The following is a 26,140-nucleotide window of genomic DNA, read 5'->3' as shown; positions in this document are numbered from 1 at the left end:
GGCCGCCCGATCAGGGTGAAAACGAGCCTACTTTATTTTTATTGAACGTTCAAACAACAAAGAATAAGCTGCGCGGCATGGACCGATGTGCGGCAGTTCGCCGCACCCTGTCCAGGCCGCAATGCAGAGGCTTCGCCGGGGTTCATGAGCGGGTCGGGCAGGGCGGCGCGGGTCTGTGGTTGCGCCGACAGGCGCGTGCCTTAACTGCCTTGGAGCTCTGCTGTCCATGAGTACCGCCTCTTCCCACCCCGGCCACGGTGTGCAGCCGCGGCTGAATCCCGTGGTGTTCTTCGGATCGACGGCGTCGATCCTGCTGCTCACCCTCGTGCTGATCCTCTTCCCCGAACAGGCCGGCCTCTGGCTCGGCAAGGCCCAGGCCTGGCTGTCCCGCAGCTTCGGCTGGTACTACATGCTGGCGATCGGTGCCTACCTGTTCTTCGTGCTCTACGTGGCCTTCTCCCGCTACGGCAACCTGCGCCTGGGGGCGGACGGCGAGCGTCCCGACTTCAGCTACGGCGCCTGGGCGGGGATGCTGTTCTCCTCGGGCATCGGCATCTCGCTGCTGTACTTCGCGGCGTCCGAACCGCTGGACCACCTCTACAACCCGCCGGAAGGCGAGGCGGGCACCCAGCACGCCGCGCGCCAGGCGTTGCAACTGACCTTCCTCCATTGGGGCGTGCACGGTTGGGCGATCTATGCGCTGGTGGGCCTGGCGGTCGGCTACTTCGCCTACCGCCACAATCAGCCGCTGGCGTTGCGCTCGGCGCTCTACCCGCTGTTCGGCGAGCGCCTGATGAAGGGGTCGGTGGGCAATGCGGTGGACTGCTTCGGCATCTTCGTCACCCTGCTGGGCCTGGTGACCAACCTGGGCATCGGCTCGCTGCAGGTCTCCTCCGGCCTGGAGTACCTGTTCGGCTACCCCCACAGCCAGACCGCGTTGCTGGCGGTGATCCTGGTGATGAGCCTGGTGGCGACCCTGGCTGCCGTGTCGGGCATCGAGAAGGGCATCCGCCGGCTGTCCAACCTCAACATCATCCTGTTCAGCGGCCTGCTGCTGTTCGTGCTGTTGGCGGGCAATACCCTGCACCTGCTCAACAGCCTGGTGCAGAACCTGGGCGACTACCTCAACGGCCTGGTGCTGAAGACCTTCGACCTCTATGTCTACACCGGCCAGAGCGGCAAGAGCGAAGCCTGGATGGGCCTGTGGACCCTGTTCTACTGGGCCTGGTGGATTTCCTGGGCGCCCTTCGTCGGCATGTTCATCGCCCGTATCTCCCGTGGGCGTACTGCCCGTGAGCTGGTGTGCGGCGTAATGCTGATCCCGCTGGGCTTCACCCTGGCCTGGCTGTCGGTGTTCGGCAACAGCGCGCTGGACCTGGTGATGCAGCAGAACGCCGTGGAGCTGGGCAAGGCCGCGCTGGAGCAGCCGTCCATGTCCATCTACCTGCTGCTGGAGCATTACCCGATGGCCAAGGTGGTGATCGGCCTGTCCATCTGCGTGGGCTTCGTGCTGTTCCTCACCCCGGCCGACTCCGGCTCGGTGATGCTGGCCAACCTGTCCCGCAAGGGTGGCGAGCTGGACGAGGACGCGCCGAACTGGCTGCGCATCTTCTGGTCCGTGGTGATCACCCTGGTGACCATCGGCCTGCTGTTCGCCGGCAACTTCACCGCCATGCAGACGGTGGTGGTGCTGGCGGGGCTGCCGTTCTCGGTGGTGCTGCTGCTGTACATGTTCGCCTTGCTCAAGGCGATGCGCGCCGACCTTGACGGCGAGTCGCTGGAACGCCGCTCGCCGGTATCGGTGCCCGGCCCGGTCTGATCGGCCTGCCATGCAAAACGCCCTGGGGGAAACCCCGGGGCGTTTTCGTTTCAGGCGGGTGGCGTGTCGATGGGGGACGGAGCACCACGGATCAGCGAGCGGCCTTGGCCAGTTGCTGGTCCAGGTAGTCGTAGGCGATGTGCAGGGACTGCCGGGTGTCGGCTTCGCCGGAGAGGGCACTGCGCAGCCACAGTCCGTCGATCAGTGCTGCCAGGCCGCGGGCGGCCGCGCGAGCGGTCTGGACGTCCAGCACCCTGCGCAGCTCGCAGCAGAGGTTGGAGTAGAGGCGGTGATCGTTGACCCGCTGCAGGCGGCGCAGGGAGGGGTGGTGCATGCTGGCGGCCCAGAAGGCCAGCCAGGTCTTCATGGCCGGGCCGTTGACCTGGCTGTCGTCGAAGTTGCCTTCGATGATGGCCCGCAGGTGGGCGCGTGGGCTGCCGTCCACCAAGGCGGCGCGGCGCTCGCGCACTGCGGTGCTGAGCGCCTGCATCAGGTGGCGCATGGTGGCCTCGAGCAGGCCGTTCTTGTCCTTGAAGTAGTGGCTGATGATGCCGTTGGAGACGCCGGCGAGGCGCGCGATGTAGGCGATGCTGGCGTCGGCCATGCCGACCTTGTCGACGGCCTCGAGGGTGGCATGGATCAGTTGCGAGCGGCGGATCGGCTGCATTCCGACCTTGGGCATCGGGGATTTCCACCATTTTGTGTGGGTATCGGGAAGGCGGAGTCTAGGGCGTAATTAATTGATTGATCAATCAGCGTTGTCGTCGCAGGCGGGTAGGGGCCGAGGTGCCCGGTGATGGGGCGGTTTTGCCCTGCAGGGCATCCAGGCGCCGGGGCACGGCCCATGAAAAAGCCCCCGACGGCAGGGCCGGCGGGGGCTTGGGCGAGCGTGGCGCGGCTTACTTCAGCCACTCCTCCACGCGCTGCGGGTTCTTGGCGATCCAGGCCTTGGCGGCGTCTTCCGGTTTGGCGCCTTCGCGGATGGCCAGCATCACGGCACCGACTTCCTCGCCGCTCCAGGAGAATTTCTTCAGGAAGGCGGTGGCATCGGCCGCCTTGGCTTCCAGGCCCGGGTTGGCCACGGTGTCGACGTGCTCGTCATCGCCGAAGACCTTCTTCGGGTCTTCGAGGAAGCGCAACTTCCACTTGGCGAACATCCAGTGGGGAATCCAGCCGGTCACCACGATGGGCTTCTGCGCCTTCTCGGCGCGGGTCAGGGCGGTGGCCATGGCCGGGCCGGAGCTGGGCATCAGCTTGATGTCCAGGTTGTATTGCTTGATCGCGTCTTCGGTGCGGCGCATCACGCCGGCACCGGTGTCGATCCCGGTGATCTTGCCGTCGAAATCGGCCTTGTAGGTGTTCAGGTCTTCGATGGATCTGGCCTGGACGTAGTCCGGCACGATCAGGCCGATCTTGGCCCCTTTGTAGTTGGAACCGAGGACGACCACCTTGTCCTTGAGCTTCTCGTAGTACTCGCCGTGTGTGGCCGGCAGCCAGGCCGAGAGGGTGGCGTCCAGGTCACCCCGGGCCACGCCCTGCCACATGATGGCGGGCTCGACCGGTTTGAGGTCGACGCTGTAGCCGAGCCGCTCCTTGAGGATCTCGCCGGCAACATGGGTGGCGGCGACGCTGTCGTCCCAGCCGTTGACATAGCCGATCTTCAGGGTGGGTTTGTCAGCGGCATGGGCCGTGCCGAGGCCAAGGGCCAGGGCGGCGATGCCGACGGATTGCAGACACAGGGACTTCAGCTTTCGCATACGTATTGCTCCATCAGGTGGGATTGGCAGCAGTGCTACGTTGGAGGCCTGAACCCGTTCTTGGGCGGGCTTGGCGAGTCCGCGCACCGTGGCCGGGCAGCCACGGTGGCGGAAAGGGAAGTCAGAGACCGAGGTGCTTCTTGACGGCGGCGGCGCCGTCCTGACCGTCGAAGGTGGTGACGCCGTCGAGCCACTTGTCGAGCGCGGCGGGGTTGGCTTTGAGCCAGGTGGCGGCGACCTTCATCGGGTCTTCCTTCTTCAGGATGTTCTCCATCAGCTGGCTTTCCATCTCGACGGTGAACTGCAGGTTGTTCAGCAGCTTGCCGACGTTGCTGCAGCGCGCCTCGTAGTCCGGCGGTACCACGGTGTAGACCTTGGCTGCGCCGTAGTCGGGGCCGAACACGTCATCGCCACCGGAGAGGTAGGTGATGTCGAACTGGGTGTTCATCGGGTGCGGGGCCCAGCCGAGGAAGACCACCGGCTCCTTCTTCTTGATGGCGCGTTGTACCTGCACCAGCATGCCCGCCTCGGAGGACTCGACCATGCGGAAGCCGCCCAGCTCGAACTGGTTGCTCTTGATCATCCTGTCGATCAGCAGGTTGCCGTCGTTGCCCGGCTCGATGCCGTAGATCTTGCCACCCAGCTGGTCTTTGAACTTGGCGATGTCCTGGAAGCTCTTCAGGCCGGCCTCGGCCGCGTAGGTGGGTACGGCCAGGGTGTACTTGGCGCCTTCGAGGTTGGCGGTCGGCAGCACCTTCACGCCGTTGTCCTTGGTGAAAGGCTCGATCACCGCATCCATCGACGGGGCCCAGTAGCCCAGGAACGCATCGATCTGCTTGTTCTTCACGCCGGTGAAGGCGATCGGCACCGAGGCCATGATCTTGCGCGGGTTGTAGCCCAGGCCCTCGGTCAGCACCATGGCTACGCCGGTGGTGGCGGAGATGTCCGCCCAGCCGATTTCCGCGAAACGTACCTGTTTGCAGCTTTCCGGTTCGCCGGCCCAGGCGCCTTGCATCAGCGCACAGGTCAGCAGGCCGATGCCCGCCATCTTCTTCATGTTCTTCATCAGCAACTCCCCTGGTACTCGTTGATTGGCGTTTCTTAGGACGGCTTCACCTGGCGCTGCAGTCGTGCCCGAGCGCTGAGCCAGCCGAACAGGCTGGTGCGGCCCTGGGCGCGCGGGGTGCCGAAACTCTCGGTGATGCGGTCGAGGATGATCGCCAGCAGTACCACGGCCATGCCGCTCTCGAAGCCCAGGCCGATGTCCAGGCGCTGGATGCTGGCGAGAACGTCGTTGCCCAGGCCGCCGGCACCGACCATCGAGGCGATGATCACCATCGACAGCGCCATCATGATGGTCTGGTTGACCCCGGCCATGATCGACGGCATCGCGTTGGGAAGCTGCACCTTGTATAGCAGTTGCCAGCTGGTGCAGCCGAAGGATTGGCCTGCTTCGACGATTTCCTTGTTCACCTGGCGGATGCCGAGGCTGGTCAGGCGCACTGCCGGGGGCATGGCGAAGATCACCGTGGCGATGATCCCCGGCACGCGGCCGAGGCCGAAGAGCATGGCGGCGGGAATCAGGTAGACGAACGCCGGCATGGTCTGCATGAAGTCGAGGATCGGCCGGATGATGATGGCCACGCGCTCGCTCTTGGCAGCCCAGATGCCCAGCGGGATGCCCAGCAGCAGGCTGATCAGGGTGGAGGAGAAGGTCAGGCCGAGGGTGACCACGGTCTGTTCCCAGAAGCCGGTGAGCACGATTAGCACCAGCGAGGCGGCGGTGAACAGCGCAAACTTCACACCGATGCGCCAGAGTCCGAGGCCGACGAACACGGCGATCAGCAGCCAGGCCGGGGGCCACATCAGGAAGCGCTCGATCAGCTCGGAGAAGCCGCTGACCACCGCGCCCAGGTTCTCGAAGGCGCCGCCGTAGTTTTCCAGCAGGTGCTGGACGACGTCGTTGACCCAACTGCCCAGATCCAGTTTCTCGCTCATCTCACACCCCCTGCAGCCGGCTCAGCAGGCGACCCTTGCTGATCGCCCCGGCATAGTGGCCCGCCTGGTCGATGACCGGGATGGGGCCTTCGTTGTCCACCAGGCGCTCGATCACCTGCTCCAGTGGCAGGTCCTCGGGCACCGGCACGATCTGCTTGAGCAGGTCCGGTTCGAGGCTGCGGGAGCGACCGTCCTCCACCAGCAGGGCGATCTTCTCCAGGCTGATGGAGCCGCGGAAGCGGTTGTCCTCGTCGACGATGAAGGCGTAGTGCTTGTCCATCGCCTGCAGTTCGCGGCACACCTGCAACGCATCGGGTGCCTTGCCGTTGTGCACGTAGAGCGGGACGCTGTCGGCCTTGAGCTGGCCGGCGGTGAGGTAGCGGCTGGTGTCGACGGTGTCGAAGAAATTGCGCACGTAGTCGTTGGCGGGCTTCTCGATCAGTTCCTGCGGGGTGCCGACCTGGATCAGCTTGCCGCCTTCCATGATGCCGATGCGCGAACCGATGCGCATGGCTTCCTCGATGTCGTGGGAGACGAAGATGATGGTGCGGCGATGGGTCTTCTGCAGCTCCAGCAGCACGTCCTGCATCTCGCGGCGCTTGAGCGGGTCGAGGGCCGAGAAGGCCTCGTCCATGATGATCATCGACGGGTCCACCGCCAGGGCGCGGGCCAGGCCCACGCGCTGCTGCATGCCGCCGGAGAGTTCGTGGGGGTACTTGTGGGCGAAGGGCGCCAGGCCCACCTGCTCCAGCACTTCCATGGCGCGACGCTCGCGCTCCTTCTTGCTCTTGCCGGCCACTTCCAGGCCGAAGGCGGCGTTGTCCAGCACGGTGCGCGAGGGCATCAGGGCGAAGGACTGGAACACCATGCTCATGTCGCGGCGACGCAGGTCGATCAATTGCGCCTTGGGCAGCTTGGCCACGTTCTGGCCGTCGATGAAGACGTCACCCGCGGTCGGTTCGATCAGACGGTTGATGAGGCGGATCAGGGTGGACTTGCCGGAGCCCGACAGGCCCATGAGGACGAAGATCTCGCCCTCTTCGACGCTGAACGAGACGTCGCTGACGCCGATCACCGCGCCACGTTCAGCGAGAATCCGTTCCTTGCTCCAGCCTTGCTTGAGCAGGTCGATGGCTTCTTGTGGCTGCTGGCCGAAAACCTTGTAGAGGTTCTGGACCACGATTTTTCCAGACTGCATGGGATCATTCCCCTTCGGTAGGCATCCTTGTCGGACACACGGGCTCGCGGGCTCCCATCCAGGGCGCGGCGCCAGGTGCTGTCGACTGTTCTTGCCTGTGTGGGTTTACTGGTTCCAGGGCCTGGCAGGGAGGCTGTGCGACGTCTAGCCGACGACCGGGTGCCCACGGATTCAGACAGCCACCCTCACCCCGCAGGGCATGGACGCCTGATCGATTCCTCGAGTTCCTGTCCTTCGTTTCGCTGAGTTGCAAACCGCTTTCCACACCCTCTGGCAGTGCTACGTGACCCGATCCCTGGGTCATTCCACACCTCGACCGGAGGTGCGCGTACATCCGAAATTTCTTGTAGGGCCGCGTCCCGTCAGGAGGGCGTGGCCGCTTTGTGTTCTTCGGTCCGGGGCGGAGGGCCCCGGTCTGCCGCACCTCCCTGGGAGCGTGGCAGCGACGAAATCGGCTGTCTCAACGATATAGCCTCGGCATACCGGCAATTGTCGGTTTACGACCCTGACGTGTTGGGCGACGACATCCGCCAATGGCGAAAAACCTTAACAGAAAGTTTTTGCCCCGCGCGACCGCTGGAACCCGCGCGGTGCCTGGCCTGCAGCCCTTGTGTGGGCTGCAGGCCAGGGCCGCCGGGGGCTGCGCTGGAATGGAAGGCGCGCCGACAATCAGGGTTCGGCGGCCAGGTGGAGGGTGGGGTCTGCCGGTTTTCCGTCGCGGGTGGTGACGCCTTCGAGCCAGCGCGCCAGGTCGGCGGGGTTCTCCTTCAGCCAGGCCTTGGCCTCGCGGCGACGGTTGGTGCTCTGGTTGAGCACCGCGCCCATCAGGTGGTTCTCCATGGCCAGGGAGAAGCGCAGGTTCTTCAGCAGGCGCCCGAGGTTCGGGCACTCCCTGGCCAGCCCCGCGCGGGTGTTGGTGTAGACGGTGGCACCGCCGAAGTTGGGGCCGAAGTAAGCGTCGCCGCCGGCCAGGTACTGCATCTCGAAGGCGTTGTTCATCGGGTGCGGCTCCCAGCCGAGGAACACCACCCACTGCTTGAGGTGCTCGGCGCGCTTCACCTGGGCCAGCATGCTGCTCTCGCTGGATTCCACCAGTTGGAAGTCACCGATGCCGAAGGCGTTCTCGCTGATCATGCGGCCGATCAGCTTGTTGCCGTCGTTGCCCGGCTCGATGCCGTAGATCTTGCCGCCCAGCTCCTTGCGAAAGCGCGCCAGGTCGGAAAAGTCCTTCAATCCGCCGTCCCACGCCGCCTTGTTCACCGCCAGGGTGTACTTGGCGCCTTCCAGGTTGGCACCCAGGGTGTCGACGCTGCCTTTCTCGCGGTAGGGGGCGATGTCGTTCTCCATGCTCGGCATCCAGTTGCCGAGGAACACATCGATCTTCTTGTCCGCCATGGCCTTGTAGGTGTCGGGCACGGACAGGCGCTTGACCTGGGTGTTGTAGCCCAGCTCGGTGAGCACGTAGCGGGTCACGGCGGTGGTGACGGTGATGTCGGTCCAGCCGACATCGGCGAAGCGAACGGTGGAGCAGGACTCCGGATCGGCGGCCTGGGCCAGCAGCGGAAAGCACAGCGCTGCGGCCAGGCCCCAGGTTTTTCTAGGGCTCATGGTCTTATCCACAGGGTGTTTCGGATGGGAAACCCGCGTGGCGAACGATGCGCTGCTGGCCGCTGCGGGGGCCTGGATCATGGCGCCGCAGACGCGCCGCTTTCTACGAAGCAGGTCGCAAGCAGGACGTCGCTGTCGTTTTTCGCTCGACCGACCGGTCGGCCCGGCGGCGCATTCGGACACGAGCAAGTCGGTGTGGGACGTTCGCCGCTCACGGAAATGCCGATGATGTGCGCGATGCAACCCAGTCAGCGGAGAGTCCCGTGGCCATCAGCGTGTTCGACCTGTTCAAGATCGGTATCGGCCCTTCCAGTTCCCACACCGTCGGGCCCATGCGCGCCGCCGCGCTGTTCGTCGGCGCCCTGCGCGAGCGCCACCTGCTGGAGCGTGTGCGCCGCCTGGAGGTGAACCTCTACGGCTCGCTGTCCGCCACCGGCGTCGGGCACGGCACCGATCGCGCGGTGATCATGGGGCTGATGGGGGAATGGCCCGACCAGATCGACCCGCAGCTCATCGCCCCGCGCATCGCCACGCTGATGGAACGCAACGAACTGCTGCTGGACGGTCGCCTGCCGGTGCCCTTCGTCTGGTCGCGGGACATGCGCCTGCTGGACGAGAACCTGCCCTACCACCCCAATGCCATGACCCTGGTGGCCCTCGACGAACACAGCGAGCTGCACCGTGACACCTATTACTCCGTCGGGGGTGGCTTCGTGGTGGACGCCGAGCAGGCCGCTTCCGGCCGCCTTGACCAGGACACCACCGCGCTGCCCTATGACTTCTCCAGCGGCGCCGAACTGCTGCAGCTCTGTCAGCGCCACGGCCTGCGCGTGTCCGAGCTGATGATGGCCAACGAGCGCGCCTGGCGCGGCGACGAGGCGATCCGCAGCGGACTGCTGCGCCTCTGGGCGGCCATGCGTGAGTGCGTGGAGAACGGCCTGCGCCACGAGGGCGTGCTGCCCGGCGGCCTCAACGTGCGCCGCCGGGCCGCGCGCCTGCACCGCAGCCTGCTGGACCTGGGCAAGCCCAACGTCATCGGCTCCACCATGAGCGCCATGGAGTGGGTCAACCTCTACGCCCTGGCGGTGAACGAAGAGAACGCCGCCGGTGGGCGCATGGTCACCGCGCCCACCAACGGTGCCGCCGGCATCGTCCCCGCCGTGCTGCACTACTACATGCGCTTCAACCCCGAGGCCTCCGATGACGACGTGGTGGCGTACTTCCTGGGTGCCGCCGCCGTCGGCATCCTTTGCAAGAAAAACGCCTCCATCTCCGGTGCCGAAGTGGGTTGCCAGGGCGAGGTCGGCTCCGCCTGTGCCATGGCCGCCGCCGGCCTGGCCGAAGTGCTCGGGGCCACGCCGGGGCAGTTGGAGAACGCTGCCGAAATCGCCCTGGAGCACAACCTCGGCCTCACCTGCGACCCGGTCGGCGGCCTGGTGCAGGTGCCCTGCATCGAACGCAACGCCATCGCCGCGGTGAAGGCCATCAACGCCGCGCAGATGGCCCTGCGTGGCGATGGCGAGCACTTCATCTCCCTCGACCGGGTGATCCGCACCATGCGCGACACCGGCGCCGACATGCACGACAAGTACAAGGAAACCTCCCGCGGCGGCCTGGCCGTCAGCGCCATCGAGTGCTGATTCGCCCGCGCCCCGGTCCCGGGCGTGCCGCTACCTTTTGGTGCGTCGCGCCCGAGAGGTGCTGTACGGGTTTCTGACTGACTGGTCATATTTTGCGTCGTTTGTCTGTTACGGCTCACATTCCCGGATGTAGCGGGGGTGACAGCAACCCTCCCATGCAGTGCTACCGAACACCCCAGGCACCAGGAACCACGCGGCCTGGCAGTCGCTATCAGAATGTTTCTGTCGCTCTCGCCTAGCCCCGCTGGCATGGGGTTTGGATGGGGCTGGGCGTTTTTATTGAATGGCCGAACAATTTAGGCATGACCTTTGCGTTGAATCGGCTGCAGTCATCTGGGTCAGTCGCGTACCAGAACCAATAAAAAGAGAACCTCGCAATGAAGGTTCAGAGCGTGTTTTAGCGTGAGGGTTTCGCAGATGTCACAGTCCACCACCGGCTCCCAGCCACAGAACCGCGTCCCCCAAACCATCGGCTTCCTGCTGCTGGACAACTTCACCCTGATCTCCCTGGCCTCGGCGGTTGAGCCGCTGCGCATGGCCAACCAGCTTTCCGGCAAGGAGCTGTACCGCTGGTACACCCTCAGCCAGGACGGCAAGCCGGTCAGCGCCAGCGACGGCCTGCAGATCACCCCCGACGCCAGCCTGGAGAACGCCCCGGCGCTGGATGCGGTGATCGTCTGTGGCGGGGTGGACATCCAGCACAGCGTGACCCGCGAACACCTGCACTGGCTGCAGGTGCAGTCCCGCCAGGGCCGCCAACTGGGCGCCGTGTGCACCGGTAGCTGGGCGCTGGCCAAGGCCGGGCTGCTGGACGGGTTCGACTGCAGCGTGCACTGGGAATGCCTGGCGGCCATGCAGGAAGCCTTCCCCCGTGCTGCCGTGACCACCCGCCTGTTCTCCATCGACCGCAACCGCAACACCTCATCCGGCGGCACCGCGCCGATGGACATGATGCTGCACCTCATCGGTCGCGAGCACGGTCGCGAGCTGGCGGCGGCGATCTCCGAGATGTTCATCTACGAGCGCATCCGCAACGAGCAGGACCACCAGCGCGTGCCCCTCAAGCACATGCTCGGCACCAACCAGCCGAAGCTGCAGGAAATCGTCGCACTGATGGAGGCCAACCTCGAAGAGCCCATCGACCTGGACGAACTGGCCTGCTACGTCGACGTCTCTCGTCGCCAGCTCGAGCGCCTGTTCCAGAAGTACCTGCACTGCTCGCCGTCGCGCTACTACCTCAAGCTGCGTCTGATCCGTGCGCGTCAGCTGCTGAAGCAGACCGCCATGTCCATCATCGAAGTGGCCTCGGTGTGCGGCTTCGTCTCCACCCCGCACTTCTCCAAGTGCTACCGCGAGTACTTCGGCATCCCGCCGCGTGACGAGCGCGCCGGCCAGAACGCCAACGTCGTCGCCCTGGTGCCGCTGCCGGAAGACCTGCGCCGCCCCTCCACCGCCGGCGTCGCCCTCAGTCGCGCGCAGAGCGAATCCACCTTCGCCAGCGTTCGCCTGTAACCCACCCGGGGCCGCCCAGCGGCCCCGTTCCCCAAAACGTCTCCGTAGTCCTCGTAGCCCGGGCTTCAGCCCGGGAATTTCTCCGGCGAGCACCTGCCCTCAGGAGCGAGCTCTGCTCGCGAAGGCTCTTCCCCTGCGCACCCTGCTCACTCCCGGACTGAAGTCCGGGCTACGTGGGTTTGCCTGGGGTTTGGGTGCCGGACCTTTCGCGGTTGAAACCGCTCCCACGGGCTGGTGCCGGCTTGTGGGCGGGGTGGGATTCGATGCGGTTCGCCGAGCTCACCGCATCCTACGGTCACATGCGATGGGGTGGCGGAGACGTAGGGTGGACCGCGCTTCATCGGTCCACCATGGGGGTGCCGGCGAACGCCATTGGTGGATGGAAAAAGCGCCATCCCCCCTACGGCCTGAACCCCGCCCGTAGGAGCGAGCTCTGCTCGCGAAGGCTCCTCACCGGGGCACCCTGTCCAGCCCCGGACTGAAGTCCGGGCTACGTGGGTTTGCCTGGGGTTTGGGTGCCGGGCCTTTTGCGGTTGAAACCGCTCCCACGGGCTGGTGCCGGCTTGTGGGCGCGGCGGGACGCGATGCAGTTCGCCGAGCTCACCGCATCCTACGGTCGCATGCGATGGAGGTGGCGGAGGCGGACGTAGGATGGGCTGAGCTGTGCGAAGCCCATCGATGCCAGGCGGACGATGCCGATGCCCCATCACTCCGTAGCCCCGTGCCGGCGGGCGACGGTTTTGCTTGGGCATGAAAAAGGGCGCCAGCGGCGCCCTTCGTCGTTACGGGGCAATCAGCGCGGCACCAGGGCCGGGAGCAGTGTGCGGGAGATGGCTTCGCGCACCTGGGGCAGCAGGGTGGCGTTGCCGCCCAGCAGTTCCTCCACCAGCCGCCGCAGGGCAGTGGCGCGTTCCGGGCTGAGGCCGCTGACGGCGTGTTCGCACGCCTGTTCGGCGCTCACCCCCGGCGGAATGCTGAGGCCCAGTGCAACCAGCCGGTCGCGGAAGTCATCCTGGTCGATCAGATCGGCATGCATCATGTCGGTATCTCCTCCTGGTGCTGCGTCAGCGCAGCACGCCCTCTTCCTGCAGCAGTTTGAAGATAGCCTCGGCACCCGCTTCTGGCGAAAGATCCTTGAGGACCTGGCCGCCGCCACCGGAGGCCTTGGCCGTCGCCGCCTTCATGCGCTCGGCACCGGTCTTGGCCTTGATCACCTTGAGGCGCTTGGGGCGCGGGCGGGCGGGTTGCAGTTGGCTGTCGGCGAACAGCTCGTCTTCTACCATGTCCACGTCTTCGGCACTTAGCTGTCCGCGACGCGCCGGGCCGTAGGCGCTCTGCCGTGCGGTCGGGGCGGCGTTGTCGACGCTGGCGAGGAACGGCAGGCGCACCTTCAGCCGGCGCCGCTGGCCACGGGGCAGGGCTTGCAGCACCTGGGCGACGCCGTTGTCCACCTGCTCCACTTCGGCCAGGCCCACCACCAGCGGCCAGCCGAGGCGTTCGGCCAGCAGGTAGGGGAGCATGCCCGAGCCTTCGCCGGTTTCCGCCTGGCTGCCGGTGAGCACCAGTTGCGCGCCGCTGTGCTGGATGAAGTCGCCGAGGGCCGGCAGGGCGTCGTCACGCGGGCCCTGCTCCAGCACCACCAGCTCCGTCAGGCCCATGCCCAGGTAGCTGCGCAGGGCGTCTTCCCGGGGGTCGCCAGCGTGCACCACCCGCAACTGCGGGCCGGCCAGGCGCAGGCCCAGTTCCACCGCGCGGGCGTCCTGGTCGGCGCGGCGCGGACGGCCGGAGGTCGGGTGGGCGCCGACCGAGACGAGGCTGACGATCTTCAGTGCGTCATGCGGCATCGCGTGCCCCTCCCTGACGGTATTGCCGTACCCGCTCGATGAGTGCGGCGAGGATGGCGCCGGAGTCGCCGATCACCGAGAGATCGGCGCGTTTGATCATGTCGCAGCCCGGGTCCATGTTCACCGCCACCACCTTGTCGCAGGCACCGATGCCCTGCAGGTGCTGGATGGCCCCGGAGATGCCCACCGCCAGGTAGACCCGCGCGGTGACCCAGGTGCCGGTGGCGCCGACCTGGCGGTTGCGCGGCATGTGGCCGTCGTCCACCGCCACGCGGGAGGCGCCTTCGGTGGCGCCCAGCTCGCGGGCAGCCTGGTGGAACAGGTCCCAGTCCTTCACGCCGTTGCCGCCGGAGAGGATGAACTCCGCTTCGGCCATGGGGATCTGCGCCGGGTCCACGGCTACCGGGCCGAGGTCTTCGAGGCGCGGCAGGCTGTGGGCGATGGCGTGGGTGAGTTCCAGGGCGCGGGCCTCGTGGCGGGTCTCGCTGACCGGCTCGGCGCATTCGGCGGCGGCCAGCACCAGGCGGGGCAGGCGCCGCACCAGGTCTTCACGGCCGGCACCGGCCCGGCCCGTGGCCTGCTGGTCGGCTACCTGCCAGACGCGGGTGGCCGGGCGTTCACCGAGCTTGGCGGCCAGGCGCCGGCCCAGCTCGCCGCCACCGGTGCGGCTGTCGGGCAGCAGCCAGTGGCGCGGCGCCAACTGGCTTTCCACGGCGCTCAGGGCCAGTACCCGCGCTTCCGGCGAGTAGCCGTCGAAGGCTTCACCGGGGATGCGCAGCAGGCGGTCGACGCCAGCGGTGTCGAAGGCGCTTTCCTTGTCCTCGCCGAACACTATGGCCACCACGGCGCCGTCACTGCCGGCCAGCTTGCGGGCCAGGCCGAGCAGGTCCTTGTCGTGGCTGGAGAGGCGGCCGCCGACCATGTCGGGCACCACGCAGATGTGGAAGGCCGGTTGTTCGATGACCAACAGCGGCAGTTGCACCACCTCGGGCGCGCTGCTGCGCTTGCCGGCGGTGCCCTGCTGGGCGCCGCTGCGGTCGATGCGCTTGACGCCGTTGGGGCCGATGAAGCCGGCGGCGGCCACATGGGGGTTCTTGCGCAGCACGCCGTTGGGGCCCATCCAGCTGGCCTGGCCCTGGGTCTGCAGCAGGCCGTGCAGCGGGTGCAGGCGGTTGCGGGCGATCCACTCGGCGCGTGGGTCGCGGCGGATGATGTCGCTCATGCTCGGGTCTCCAGGCGGGGGAGGCGGTCGATGGCCATCACGCCACCTCCATGGACGCTTTGTTGGCGGCCGGTTTCTTCACCTCGGCCGGGGCCTCGATGAGCACGTCGGCCACCAGTTCGGCGATGTCCTTGATCTCCGGGCGCGGGGCGACCACGCCTTCGAGCATCGCGGTGCACTGCGGGCAACCGACGGCCACCAGTTCGGCGCCGGTTTCCTTTATGTCCACCATGCGCATGTCGGGAATCCGCTGCTTGCCGGGGATGTCGGTGATCGGCGCGCCGCCGCCGCCGCCGCAGCAGCGGGAGCGGAAGCCGGAGCGTTGCATTTCCTTCACCTCGATGCCGATGGCCTTGAGCACGGCACGCGGCGCTTCGTACTCGCCGTTGTAGCGGCCGAGGTAGCAGGGGTCGTGGTAGGTCACGCTGCCGGCCTTGCTCTGGCCGAGGTTCAGCGCGCCGGCACGCACCAGCTCGTCGATGAAGGTGCTGTGGTGCAGGACGTCGTAATGACCGCCGAGGGCGCCGTACTCGTTCTTCAGCACATGGAAGCTGTGGGGGTCGCAGCTGACGATGCGCTTGAAGCGGTACTTGGCCAGGGTGGCGATGTTGCGCCTGGCGAGGGTCTGGAAGGTGGCCTCGTCACCCAGGCGCCGGGCCACGTCGCCGCTGTCGCGCTCTTCCAGGCCGAGCACGGCGAAGTCAACGTTGGCGGCCTTGAGCACTTTCACGAAGGCGCGCAGGGTGCGCTGGTTGCGCATGTCGAAGGCACCGTCGCCGACCCAGAACAGCACGTCTGCCTGCTGCTTGTCGCTCATCAGCGGCAGGTTCAGGTCAGCCGCCCAGTTCAGCCGGCCGCCGGGGGCGAAGCCGCCGGGGTTGTCGGTGGCGATGAGGTTTTCCAGCACCTCGGCACCCTTGTTCGGGGTGGCGCCCTTCTCCAGGGTCAGGTGGCGGCGCATGTCGACGATGGCGTCGACGTGCTCGATCATCATCGGGCACTCCTCGACGCAGGCGCGGCAGGTGGTGCAGGACCACAGCGTATCGGCATCCACCAGGGCCTTGCCTTCCAGGGACACGATGGGCTGGTGCGGGCCGCCGCTGTGCTCACCCAGGGCCTTGCCGGGGTAAGGGCTGCCGGCGAAGGAGGCGTCGTTGCCGCCGGCCAGGCCGATGACCATGTCCTGGATCAGCTTCTTCGGGTTCAGCGGCTGGCCGGCGGCGAAGGCCGGGCACATGGCTTCGCACTTGCCGCACTGCACGCAGGCGTCGAAGCCGAGCAACTGGTTCCAGGTGAAGTCGGTGGGTTTCTCCACGCCCAGCGGGGCGCTCGGGTCGGTCAGGTCCAGGGCCTTGAGGCCGGTGGAGCGGCCGCCACCGAAGCGTTCGGCGCGGCGGTGCCAGGCCAGGTGCAGGGCCCCGGCGAAGGCGTGCTTCATCGGCCCGCCCCAGGTCATGCCGAAGAACAGCTCGGACACGCCCCAGGCCACGCCCACGGCGAGGAGGGCCGCGAGGAACCAGCCGCCGAAGCCGGCCGGGAGGATGCCGGCCACGGGCAGGGTGGCGATGAAGAAGCTCGCGGAGAACATCAGCAGGCTTTTCGGCAGGCGCATCCATGGGCCCTTGGACAGCCGCGCCGGCGGGTTGCGCCGGCGCTTGGCGACGAACAGGGCGCCGACGAACATCAGCGCCGTAGCCGCCAGCAGGGCGAAGCCGAGGATGCGGCTATGCAGGCCGAAGCCATGCACCAGGATCGCCAGCAGCGCCGCCAGGACGAAGCCACCGGCGGTGGCGACGTGGGTCCTGGACATGTATTTGTCGCGCTCGACCACATGGTGCAGGTCCACCAGGTAGCGGCGCGGCATCTTCATCAGCCCGCCGAGCCAGTCGACCTGCGACGGGCGGCCCCGGCGCCACATGAGGAAGCGCTTGGCGGCGCCGAGCACGGCCAGGCCGAGGGCGGTGAAGAGCAGGAGGGGAAGAATCGTGTTCAGCATTGCTGGTCTCCCTACGGGACCGGGTGAACGCGGGGAGGATGCGCGGGAGGGGTGCCGCTTCGCTCACCCCATCCCGCGTCTACCTGGCGGCGTCAGAAGTCCTTGCACAGGCGCAGGGCGTCGTAGATCGCCGCGTGCACGTTGCGTGGGGCGCCGCAGTCGCCGATGCGGAACAGCAGGTAGCCGTCACCGGGCTCGCTGAGGCAGGGTTGCGGCTGGATGGCGAACAGGGCGTCGACGTCGATCTGGCCCTTGTTGCGTGAGCCTTGCTTGAGCGCGTAGTACAGCGTCTCGTCCGGGCGCACGCCGTTCTCGATGACGATCTGGTCCACCACGCGCTCTTCGCGGGCGCCGGTGTACTCGTTCTCCAGCACGGCCACCACCTTGTCGCCCTCGCGGTAGACCTTCTCCAGCACCAGGTCGCTGGTCATGATCACTTCCTTCGGGTACAGGCTGCGGTAGTAGGTCGGGAAGGTGGTGCCACCCATGGCGACGCCGGGCTTGATGTCGTCGGTGACGATCTCCACCTGGGCGCCCTTCTCGGACAGGTAGTCCGCCGCGGACATGCCGCCGAACTCGCAGATGGTGTCGTAGACCAGCACGTTCTTGCCGGGCTCCACCTTGCCTTCGAGGATGTCCCAGGCGCTCACCACCAGCCCTTCGGCGGCACCCCAGTGCTCGTTCTGCTCGATGAACGGATGGCCGCCGTTGGCCAGCACCACGATGTCGGGCTTGAGGTCGAGGAGGGTGGCCGGATCGGCGGCGGTGCCCAGGCGCAGGTCGACGCCGAGGCGGGCGATCTCCAGCTGGTACCAGCGGGTGATGCCGGCGATCTGGTCGCGCTGCGGGGCCTTGGCGGCGAGGGTGATCTGGCCACCGAGCTGGTCCTTCTTCTCGAACAGGGTCACGTCGTGGCCGCGCTCGGCCGCCACGCGGGCCGCTTCCATGCCGGCGGGGCCGCCGCCGACGATGACCACCTTGCGCTTCTTGCCGGTGGTCTTCTCGATGATGTGCGGAACGCCCATGTACTCGCGGGTGGTGGCGGCGTTCTGGATGCACAGCACGTCCAGGCCCTGGTACTGGCGGTCGATGCAGTAGTTGGCGCCGACGCACTGCTTGATCTGGTCCACCTGGCCCATCTTGATCTTGGCGATCAGGTGCGGGTCGGCGATGTGGGCGCGGGTCATGCCGACCATGTCCACGTAGCCGCCTTCGAGGATGCGGGTGGCCTGGTTCGGGTCCTTGATGTTCTGCGCGTGCAGCACCGGGACGTTGACCACTTCCTTGATGCCGGCCGCCAGGTGCAGGAAGGGCTCCGGCGGGAAGCTCATGTTGGGGATGACGTTGGCCAGGGTGTTGTGGGTGTCGGCGCCGGAGCCGACCACGCCGATGAAGTCGAGCATCCCGGAGTCGCTGTAGTACTTGGCGATCTGCTTCATGTCCTCGTGGGACAGGCCGTCGGGGTGGAACTCGTCACCGGAGATGCGCATGCCGACGCAGAAATCCGGGCCGACTTCTTCGCGCACGGCCTTGAGCACTTCCAGGCCGAACTTCATGCGGCCTTCGAAGGTGCCGCCCCATTCATCGGTGCGCTTGTTGACGCGCGGGCTCCAGAACTGGTCGATCATGTGCTGGTGCACGGCGGACAGCTCGACGCCATCCAGTCCGCCGGCCTTGGCGCGGCGCGCGGCCTGGGCGAAGTCACCGATGACGCGCCAGATCTCTTCCACCTCGATGGTCTTGCAGGTGGCGCGGTGCACGGGTTCGCGGATGCCCGACGGGGACATCAGGGTCGGCCAGTTGTAGCCGTCCCAGCGCGAGCGCCGGCCCATGTGGGTTATCTGGATCATGATCTTGGCGCCGTGCTTGTGCATGGCGTCGGCGAGGTTCTGGAAGTGCGGGATGATGCGGTCGGTGGACAGGTTCACCGAACTCCACCACTGCTGCGGGCTGTCGGTGGACACCACCGACGAGCCGCCGCAAATGGCCAGCCCGATGCCGCCTTTGGCCTTCTCCTCGTAGTACTTCACGTAGCGCTCGGTGGTCATGCCGCCGTCGGTGGCGATCACCTCGGCGTGAGCGGTGGAGAGCACGCGGTTGCGGATGGTCAGCTTGCCGATCTGGATCGGCTGGAACATTGCTTCGAAGGCCATGGTGCGTGCTCCGGCTTACAGGGGTTTGACGATGAACAGGCCGTCGTCGTGGCCTTCTTCCGAGCCGCTGTAGACCTGCTCGGCGACGGTACGAAGGCTGCTGCCACGGGCGGCGAGGATCTGGTCCATGGCGCCGGCGAACCAGCCGGTGAACATGTAGTCCACCTTGCGGCCGACCTTGCCGTAGACGTAGACGAAGGCGGAGTGCTTGAGCTTGACGCTGGCGGTGCCCTTGTCGAGGTCGATGTCCTGGATCTGGAACAGGCCCCAGCCGCGCTGGGACAGGCGCTTCATGTAGTGCTCGAACACCGCCACGCCTTCCAGGCCGTGACATTCGGCCTCCTTCTCGCACCAGTGCCAGGCGGACTTGTAGCCGGCCTTGTAGAGGATCTCGGCGTAGCGCGCAGGACCCAGCTCGGCCTCGATGCCCATGTGGTTGTTGACGAAGAAGTGGCGCGGCACATAGAGCATCGGCAGGGCGTCGGTGGTCCAGACGCCGGTCTCGCTGTCGACTTCGATGGGCAGTTCAGGGGCGTGTTTGGCCATGTGGATAACTCCGAATTCAGGTCAGGTATCGGGCGGATGGCGCTTCAGTCATCCGCCGCAGAGATGAGCCACCGCGCGGTGGGCTGGTGGATGAAAAGAGCGTCATCCACCCTACGTTCGTGTTCGGTTCGGTCCGGCGTCATTCGCCCCAGACGTCGCGCAGGACGTTGACCCAGTTCTCGCCCATGATCTTGCGCACCACCCGTTCGCTGTGGCCGCGCCCCAGCAGGGTCTCGGTCAGGTTGGGGAACTCGCCCACGGTGCGGATGCCCAGGGGGTTCACGATCTTGCCGAAGTTGGTCAGGCGGCGGGCGTAGCCCTTGTCGTGGGTCAGGTACTCGAAGAAGTCCTGGCCGTGGCCCTGGGTGAAGTCGGTGCCGATGCCGATGGCGTCCTCGCCGACGATGTTCATCACGTACTCTATGGCTTCGGCGTAGTCGTCGATGGTGGAATCGATGCCCTTGGCCAGGAACGGCGCGAACATGGTCACGCCGACGAAACCGCCGTGGTCGGCGATGAACTTCAGCTCTTCATCGGACTTGTTGCGCGGGTGTTGCTTCAGGCCGGACGGCAGGCAGTGGGAGTAACAGACGGGCTTCTTCGATTCGAGGATGACTTCCTCGGAGGTCTTGGAGCCGACGTGGGAGAGGTCGCACATGATGCCGACGCGGTTCATTTCGGCGACTATCTCGCGACCGAAGCCGGAGAGGCCGCCGTCGCGCTCGTAGCAGCCGGTGCCCACGAGGTTCTGGGTGTTGTAGCACAGCTGCACGATGCCCACGCCGAGCTGCTTGAACACCTCCACGTAGCCGATCTGGTCCTCGAACGCATGGGCGTTCTGGAAGCCGTAGAGGATGCCGGTCTTGCCCTGTTCCTTGGCCTTGCGGATGTCGGCGGTGGTGCGCACCGGGATGACCAGGTCGCTGTTCTCGCGGATCAGGTTGTTGCTGGCGACGATGTTGTTCACCGTGGCCTGGAAGCCTTCCCAGACGGAGACGGTGCAGTTGGCAGCGGTCAGGCCGCCCTTGCGCATGTCTTCGAAGAGTTCGCGGTTCCACTTGGCGATGATCAGGCCATCGATGACGATGCTGTCGGCGTGCAGTTCGGCTGGGCTCATCAGGCTGTCCCCTTTGATTCTTGGTGCGCCGAATCTTCTGCCGGCGCTTTGAAGGGAGCATATCCCCGGGGCTTTGGGCGCTATCGTGCAAAAGCGACCGGGGTATTGCCGAAAGCGTCAAGCCGGTCGCGGATAGGCATGCAGGGCTCGGCGGCGCGGCGGCTCGTGGCGGGCCGCGCGTCCGGCAACCGCCGATGGGGCCGCCGGGCATCTATATAAGAAGGTGGCGGCACACCACCCGGCGTCGGTTTCAGCATGCACAGGGTCGCTGAGGTGCAATTTCCCAGGCGCAGGGATGGCAAGCTCGCGTAATGCCCCGGACCCGTGCGCGCAGACGCGCGGTCCCGGCAACAGGGTGGCAACCGGCCCGCGTACCGTGGCGGTCGGCGCTGCCGCAGCCGAAACCTCCAGGCCCAGGCGCCCAGCGCCCGGCCTGCGGAGCCGAGGAACGCTGTATGCCTGATGAGACGCTTCACCTGCCTCTGATTCAGCGCGTGCTGGCGCGGGAGAAGGACACCCCCGGTGCCCTGCTGCCGATCCTGCACGCCATCCAGCAGGGCGCCGGCTACATTCCCGCCCTTGCCATCCCCGAGATCGCCCGCGCCCTCAACCTCAGCCAGGCCGAGGTCCATGGGGTGATCAGCTTCTACCACGACTTCCGCACCGCCCCGTCGGCGCGCCACACCGTGCGCCTGTGCCGCGCCGAGTCCTGCCAGAGCCGGGGCGCCGAAGCCCTGGCGGCGCAACTGCGTGAGCAACTGCAACTGGACGACCACGGCACCCTCGCCGATGGCCGCGTCAGCCTGCGCCCGGTCTATTGCCTGGGCGCCTGCGCCTGCTCCCCGGCGGTCGAGGTGGACGGCAAGGTCCACGCCCGGCTGACCCCTGAACGCCTGCACGCGCTGGTGCAGGGTTGCCTGGAGGACGGCTCATGCTGAGGCTGTGCATCCCCTGTGATTCCGTCGCCCGCGCGGTGGGCGCCGATGCCGTGGCCGACGCCCTGGTGGCCGAGGCCGCGCGCCGGCAACTGCCGCTGGAGGTGCACCGCACCAGTTCCCGTGGCCTCTACTGGCTGGAGCCGCTGGTGGAACTGGAGGGGGCCGAGGGCCGCCTGGGCTTCGGCCCGGTGAGCGAAACCGACGTGCCCGGCCTGCTCGACGCCCTCGCCGGTGACGGCCAGCATCCCCTGGCCCTGGGTGCGGTGGAAGAACTGCCCTACCTGAAGAGCCAGCAGCGGCTGCTTTTCGCCCGCGCCGGCATCACCCGGCCATTGTCCCTGGACGACTACCGTGCCCACGGCGGCTTCGAGGGCCTGGCCCGTGCCGTGGCGCTGAGTGGTGACGAGATCGTCACTGCCGTGCTGGATTCCGGCCTGCGTGGGCGCGGTGGTGCTGCCTTCCCCGCTGGCATCAAGTGGCGCACGGTGCGTGGCGCCGTCGCCGAGCAGAAGTACGTGGTGTGCAACGCCGACGAGGGCGACTCCGGCACCTTCGCCGACCGCATGCTGATGGAGGGCGACCCCTTCCTGCTGATCGAGGGCATGGCCATTGCTGGCCTCGCCGTCGGTGCCAGCCAGGGCTACATCTACGTGCGCTCCGAGTACCCCCAGGCGGTGGAGGCCCTGCGCTGCGCCATCGTGCTGGCCCGTGATGCCGGCTACCTCGGCGCCGACGTAGCCGGCAGCGGCCGGCCCTTCGAGCTGGAGGTGCGGGTCGGTGCCGGAGCCTACATCTGCGGCGAGGAAACCGCGCTGCTGGATTCCCTGGAAGGCAAGCGCGGCGTGGTCCGCGCCAAGCCGCCGCTGCCGGCGCTGCAGGGCCTGTTCGGCCAGCCGACGCTGGTGCACAACGTGCTGACCCTGACCTCGGTGCCGCTCATCCTGGCCCGGGGCGCGGCGTTCTACCGTGACTTCGGCATGGGCCGCTCCCTGGGCACCATGCCCTTCCAGCTGGCCGGCAACGTCCGTCATGGCGGCCTGGTGGAGCGGGCCTTCGGCCTGACCCTGCGGGAGCTGATCGAGACCTACGGCGGCGGCTGCGCCAGTGGCCGGCCGGTGAAGGCCGCCCAGGTGGGCGGCCCCCTGGGGGCCTGGGTGCCACCCACGCAGTTCGACACCCCGCTGGACTACGAGGCCTTCGCCGCCATGGGCGCCATGCTCGGCCACGGTGGTGTGGTGGTGGCCGACGACAGCCTGGACATGGCGCAGATGGCGCGCTTCGCCCTGCAGTTCTGCGCCGAGGAGTCCTGCGGCAAGTGCACGCCCTGCCGCATCGGCTCGACCCGGGGCGTGGAAGTGGTGGACCGGCTGATCGCCGCCACCGACATCACTGCCCGCGAGGAGCAGGCCCTGCTGCTGCAGGACCTCTGCGACACCCTGACCTACGGCTCGCTCTGTGCCCTCGGCGGGATGACCGCCTTCCCGGTCACCAGCGCCCTCAGGCACTTCCCCGCCGACTTCGGGCTGCCGCCCACGGAGGCTGAGCAATGATCCAGATCTTCGACCCCGCCAAGGACACCGACCTGGGCACCCCCGCCCGCCAGAGCGAGGTGCAGGTCAGCCTGAGCATCGACGGCCGCACGATCAGCGTGCCTGCCGGCACCTCGGTGATGCGTGCCGCCGCGCTGCTCGGCACCACCATTCCCAAGCTCTGCGCCACCGACAGCCTGGAAGCCTTCGGCTCCTGCCGCATGTGCCTGGTGGAAATCGACGGCATGCGCGGCTACCCCGCCTCCTGCACCACGCCGGTGACCGAAGGCATGGTGGTGCGCACCCAGACGCCCAAGCTCGCCAGCCTGCGGCGCAACGTCATGGAGCTGTACATCTCCGACCACCCGCTGGACTGCCTCACCTGCTCCGCCAACGGCAACTGCGAGCTGCAGACCGTGGCCGGCCAGGTGGGCCTGCGCGAGGTGCGCTACGGCTATGACGGGGCCAATCACCTGAGCGATGCGAAGGACACCTCCAACCCCTATTTCGACTACGACCCGAGCAAGTGCATCGTCTGCAACCGCTGCGTGCGGGCCTGCGAGGAGGTGCAGGGCACCTTCGCCCTGACGATCGACGGGCGCGGCTTCGATTCGCGCGTGGCGGCGGCCGGCGGGGAGAACTTCCTCGACTCCGAATGCGTCTCCTGCGGGGCCTGCGTGCAGGCCTGCCCCACCGCCACGCTGATGGAGAAGAGCGTGGTGGAGATGGGCCAGCCGGAGCGCAGCGTCATCACCACCTGCGCCTATTGCGGCGTGGGCTGCTCCTTCCGTGCGGAGATGAAGGGCAATGAGCTGGTGCGTATGGTCCCGGACAAGAACGGCCAGGCCAACCACGGCCACTCCTGCGTCAAGGGCCGCTTCGCCTGGGGCTACGCCACCCACCCGGACCGCATCACCAAGCCGATGATCCGCAAGCGCATCACCGACCCGTGGCAGGAAGTGAGTTGGGAGGAGGCGGTGAACTACGCCGCCGGCGAGTTCCGCCGCCTGCAGTTGCAGTACGGGCGCGACGCCATCGGTGGTATCACCTCCAGCCGCTGCACCAACGAGGAGACCTACCTGGTGCAGAAGCTGGTGCGCGCCGGTTTCGGCAACAACAACGTGGACACCTGCGCCCGCGTCTGCCACTCGCCCACCGGCTACGGGCTGAAGCAGACCCTGGGCGAGTCCGCCGGCACCCAGAGCTTCGACTCGGTGATGCAGGCCGACGTCATCCTGGTGATCGGTGCCAACCCCACCGACGCCCACCCGGTGTTCGGCTCCCAGCTCAAGCGCCGCTTGCGCGAGGGCGCGCGGCTGATCGTCATCGACCCGCGCCGCATCGATCTGGTGGACTCGCCCCATGCCCGCGCCGAGCTGCACCTGGCGCTGCGTCCGGGCACCAACGTGGCCATGCTCAATGCCCTGGCCCACGTGATCGTCACCGAGGGGCTGGTGCAGCAGGACTTCGTCGACGCCCGCTGCGAGCCGGCCGACTTCGCCCGCTGGAGCGCGTTCGTCAGCCGTCCCGAACATGCCCCCGAGGCCCTGGGCCCGGTCTGCGGCGTGGCCCCGGAGGCCATCCGCGCGGCGGCCCGGCTCTACGCCACCGGCGGCAACGCGGCCATCTACTACGGGCTGGGCGTGACCGAGCACAGCCAGGGCAGCACGGCGGTGATGGGCATCGCCAACCTCGCCATGGCCACCGGCAACGTCGGCCGCGAGGGTGTCGGGGTGAACCCGCTGCGCGGGCAGAACAACGTGCAGGGTTCCTGCGACATGGGCTCCTTCCCCCATGAGCTGCCGGGCTACCGCCACGTCTCCAACGAGGCGGTGCGGGCACAGTTCGAGCAGGCCTGGGGGGTGACCCTGCAGCCCGATCCGGGGCTGCGCATCCCCAACATGTTCGAGGCCGCCCTGGGCGGCAGCTTCAAGGGGCTGTACTGCCAGGGCGAGGACATCGCCCAGAGCGACCCCAACACCCAGCACGTGACCGTTGCGTTGTCTGCCATGGAGTGCGTGGTGGTGCAGGACATCTTCCTCAACGAAACCGCCAAGTTCGCCCACGTGTTCCTGCCCGGCAGCTCCTTCCTGGAGAAGGACGGCACCTTCACCAACGCCGAGCGCCGCATCTCTCGCGTGCGCAAGGTGATGGAGCCGCTGGGCGGCAAGGCCGACTGGGAGGCCACCGTGGCCCTGGCCAATGCCCTGGGCTACCGCATGGACTACCGGCACCCGTCGGAAATCATGGACGAGATCGCCCGCCTCACGCCGACCTTCAGCCGCGTCAGCTACGCCGAGCTGGAGCGTCACGGCAGCCTGCAATGGCCGTGCAACGACGCCGCGCCGGACGGCACGCCGACCATGCACATCGACGCCTTCGTGCGTGGCAAGGGGCGCTTCATGCTGACCGGCTACGTGCCCACCGAGGAGAAGGTGAACAACCGCTACCCGCTGTTGCTCACCACCGGGCGCATCCTCAGCCAGTACAACGTCGGCGCGCAGACCCGGCGTACCGACAACGTGGCCTGGCACGAGGAGGACCGCCTGGAGATCCACCCCAGCGACGCCGAGAGCCGTGGCATCGCCGAGGGCGACTGGGTGGGCGTGGGCAGCCGTGCGGGGCAGACCGTGCTGCGTGCCCGGGTGACCGAGCGGGTGGCGCCGGGGGTGGTGTACACCACCTTCCACTTCCCCGAGTCGGGCGCCAACGTGATCACCACCGACAACTCCGACTGGGCCACCAACTGCCCGGAATACAAGGTGACGGCGGTGGAAGTGACGAAGGTGTTCCAGCCTTCCGAATGGCAGAAACGCTATCAGGCGTTCAGTGACGAACAGCGGCGTTTGCTCAAGGAACGCCGCAGGACGGAGAGAGTCGAGGCACGCCGATGAGCACAGACAACCTGATCAAGATGGCCAACCAGATCGCCCAGTTCTTCAGCAGCGAGCCGGACCCGGAGGCAGCGGTGAAGGGCGTCCAGCAGCACCTGCAGAACTTCTGGACCCCGGCCATGCGCATCGAGCTCATGGCCTGGCAGGTGGAGCGCCAGGGCGAGAACCTCCACCCCCTGGTGCAGGCCGCCCTGGCCGAGCAGGGGCGGGCGGTCTAGCGTCTTGCTCCACGCCATCGGGCGTTCCGGTGGATCGGTGGAGCGCGATCCACCCTACGCGGTGCCGCATGCACAACCCGTAGGATGCGGTGAGCTCGGCGAACCGCATCGCATCCGAGCCGTGCCTGGCCATGATGGGCTTCGCACAGCC

The 26,140-nt window shown here is 67.2% G+C and carries 20 protein-coding genes; 7 read left to right on the top strand and 13 right to left on the bottom strand.

Translation table 11 applies throughout. The annotated features are described in order from the left end of the window. Window positions 1-283: 283 nt before the first annotated feature. Window positions 284-1,819, top strand: a complete 1,536-nt coding sequence (locus tag A7D27_RS13090) for a BCCT family transporter (protein ID WP_069565169.1) — start codon at window positions 284-286, stop codon at window positions 1,817-1,819. A 91-nt stretch (window positions 1,820-1,910) separates the two neighbouring features. On the opposite strand, the gene betI is transcribed toward A7D27_RS13090, so the two are convergent. The 6 genes from betI to A7D27_RS13060 all read right to left on the bottom strand — a co-directional run bounded on the left by betI (window position 1,911) and on the right by A7D27_RS13060 (window position 8,380). Then, the gene (gene betI, locus A7D27_RS13085; protein WP_069559142.1) at window positions 1,911-2,501 is read right to left on the bottom strand and encodes a transcriptional regulator BetI; all 591 of its coding nucleotides are present in this window, start codon (window positions 2,499-2,501) and stop codon (window positions 1,911-1,913) included. 217 nt (window positions 2,502-2,718) lie between these two features. After that, on the bottom strand, window positions 2,719-3,576 hold the full coding sequence (locus A7D27_RS13080; RefSeq protein WP_069565143.1) for a glycine betaine ABC transporter substrate-binding protein: 858 nt from the start codon (window positions 3,574-3,576) through the stop codon (window positions 2,719-2,721). Window positions 3,577-3,697: 121 nt separating this feature from the next. Beyond that, window positions 3,698-4,642, bottom strand: coding sequence for a choline ABC transporter substrate-binding protein (locus A7D27_RS13075; protein ID WP_069565142.1), 945 nt, complete (start codon window positions 4,640-4,642; stop codon window positions 3,698-3,700). A gap of 35 nt (window positions 4,643-4,677) precedes the next feature. Further along, window positions 4,678-5,574 (bottom strand): proline/glycine betaine ABC transporter permease, encoded by an 897-nt coding sequence (locus tag A7D27_RS13070; RefSeq protein WP_069559139.1) that lies wholly within the window; start codon window positions 5,572-5,574, stop codon window positions 4,678-4,680. Window position 5,575: 1 nt separating this feature from the next. After that, on the bottom strand, window positions 5,576-6,772 hold the full coding sequence (locus A7D27_RS13065) for a glycine betaine/L-proline ABC transporter ATP-binding protein (RefSeq protein ID WP_069559138.1): 1,197 nt from the start codon (window positions 6,770-6,772) through the stop codon (window positions 5,576-5,578). A gap of 669 nt (window positions 6,773-7,441) precedes the next feature. Next, window positions 7,442-8,380, bottom strand: coding sequence for a choline ABC transporter substrate-binding protein (locus A7D27_RS13060; RefSeq protein ID WP_069565141.1), 939 nt, complete (start codon window positions 8,378-8,380; stop codon window positions 7,442-7,444). Window positions 8,381-8,643: 263 nt separating this feature from the next. Here A7D27_RS13060 and A7D27_RS13055 point away from each other — a divergent pair, with 263 nt between their 5' ends. Together A7D27_RS13055 and A7D27_RS13050 are read left to right on the top strand one after the other, a co-directional pair. After that, a complete protein-coding gene (locus A7D27_RS13055) occupies window positions 8,644-10,020 on the top strand; it encodes an L-serine ammonia-lyase (protein ID WP_069559136.1) in 1,377 nt (458 codons plus the stop codon). 417 nt (window positions 10,021-10,437) lie between these two features. Further along, complete coding sequence (locus A7D27_RS13050; RefSeq protein WP_069559135.1) at window positions 10,438-11,532, top strand: GlxA family transcriptional regulator; 1,095 nt, start codon at window positions 10,438-10,440, stop codon at window positions 11,530-11,532. Between the two features lie 793 nt (window positions 11,533-12,325). Here A7D27_RS13050 and A7D27_RS13045 read toward each other — a convergent pair. From A7D27_RS13045 to A7D27_RS13015, 7 genes are all read right to left on the bottom strand, one after another. Next, window positions 12,326-12,571 (bottom strand): hypothetical protein, encoded by a 246-nt coding sequence (locus tag A7D27_RS13045; protein WP_044409219.1) that lies wholly within the window; start codon window positions 12,569-12,571, stop codon window positions 12,326-12,328. Between the two features lie 25 nt (window positions 12,572-12,596). Further along, a complete protein-coding gene (locus A7D27_RS13040) occupies window positions 12,597-13,376 on the bottom strand; it encodes an electron transfer flavoprotein subunit beta (protein WP_069565140.1) in 780 nt (259 codons plus the stop codon). Next, window positions 13,366-14,598, bottom strand: coding sequence for an electron transfer flavoprotein subunit alpha/FixB family protein (locus A7D27_RS13035; RefSeq protein ID WP_069565139.1), 1,233 nt, complete (start codon window positions 14,596-14,598; stop codon window positions 13,366-13,368). The genes A7D27_RS13040 and A7D27_RS13035 overlap by 11 nt, the downstream gene beginning before the upstream one ends. Window positions 14,599-14,635: 37 nt before the next feature. Next, entirely contained in the window at window positions 14,636-16,594 is a 1,959-nt protein-coding gene (gene dgcB, locus A7D27_RS13030) for a dimethylglycine demethylation protein DgcB (protein WP_069565138.1), read from the bottom strand. A gap of 92 nt (window positions 16,595-16,686) precedes the next feature. Beyond that, window positions 16,687-18,747: a dimethylglycine demethylation protein DgcA gene (dgcA, locus tag A7D27_RS13025; RefSeq protein ID WP_069565137.1), complete on the bottom strand. Its 2,061-nt coding sequence runs from the start codon at window positions 18,745-18,747 to the stop codon at window positions 16,687-16,689. Between the two features lie 15 nt (window positions 18,748-18,762). Further along, window positions 18,763-19,293 carry a DUF5943 domain-containing protein gene (locus A7D27_RS13020; RefSeq protein WP_069559130.1) on the bottom strand — a complete coding sequence of 177 codons (531 nt, stop codon included), beginning with the start codon at window positions 19,291-19,293 and terminating at the stop codon, window positions 18,763-18,765. 139 nt (window positions 19,294-19,432) lie between these two features. After that, window positions 19,433-20,410 (bottom strand): dipeptidase, encoded by a 978-nt coding sequence (locus A7D27_RS13015; RefSeq protein ID WP_069559129.1) that lies wholly within the window; start codon window positions 20,408-20,410, stop codon window positions 19,433-19,435. Between the two features lie 455 nt (window positions 20,411-20,865). On the opposite strand from A7D27_RS13015, the gene A7D27_RS13010 reads away from it, so the two are divergent. The 4 genes from A7D27_RS13010 to A7D27_RS12995 are packed head-to-tail and all read left to right on the top strand — an operon-like array spanning window position 20,866 to window position 25,989. Further along, window positions 20,866-21,348 carry a formate dehydrogenase subunit gamma gene (locus tag A7D27_RS13010; protein ID WP_069559128.1) on the top strand — a complete coding sequence of 161 codons (483 nt, stop codon included), beginning with the start codon at window positions 20,866-20,868 and terminating at the stop codon, window positions 21,346-21,348. After that, on the top strand, window positions 21,342-22,898 hold the full coding sequence (locus A7D27_RS13005; protein WP_069559127.1) for an NADH-ubiquinone oxidoreductase-F iron-sulfur binding region domain-containing protein: 1,557 nt from the start codon (window positions 21,342-21,344) through the stop codon (window positions 22,896-22,898). The genes A7D27_RS13010 and A7D27_RS13005 overlap by 7 nt, the downstream gene beginning before the upstream one ends. Next, a complete protein-coding gene (gene fdhF / locus A7D27_RS13000) occupies window positions 22,895-25,771 on the top strand; it encodes a formate dehydrogenase subunit alpha (protein WP_069565136.1) in 2,877 nt (958 codons plus the stop codon). The genes A7D27_RS13005 and fdhF overlap by 4 nt, the downstream gene beginning before the upstream one ends. Further along, a complete protein-coding gene (locus tag A7D27_RS12995) occupies window positions 25,768-25,989 on the top strand; it encodes a formate dehydrogenase subunit delta (protein ID WP_044409197.1) in 222 nt (73 codons plus the stop codon). The genes fdhF and A7D27_RS12995 overlap by 4 nt, the downstream gene beginning before the upstream one ends. Window positions 25,990-26,140 lie beyond the last annotated feature (151 nt).

The sequence above is a fragment of the Pseudomonas sp. 1D4 genome, assembly GCF_001728925.1.
In the GTDB taxonomy this organism is placed as follows: domain Bacteria; phylum Pseudomonadota; class Gammaproteobacteria; order Pseudomonadales; family Pseudomonadaceae; genus Metapseudomonas; species Metapseudomonas otitidis.
This window is presented reverse-complemented; position numbering and strand designations above follow the sequence as displayed.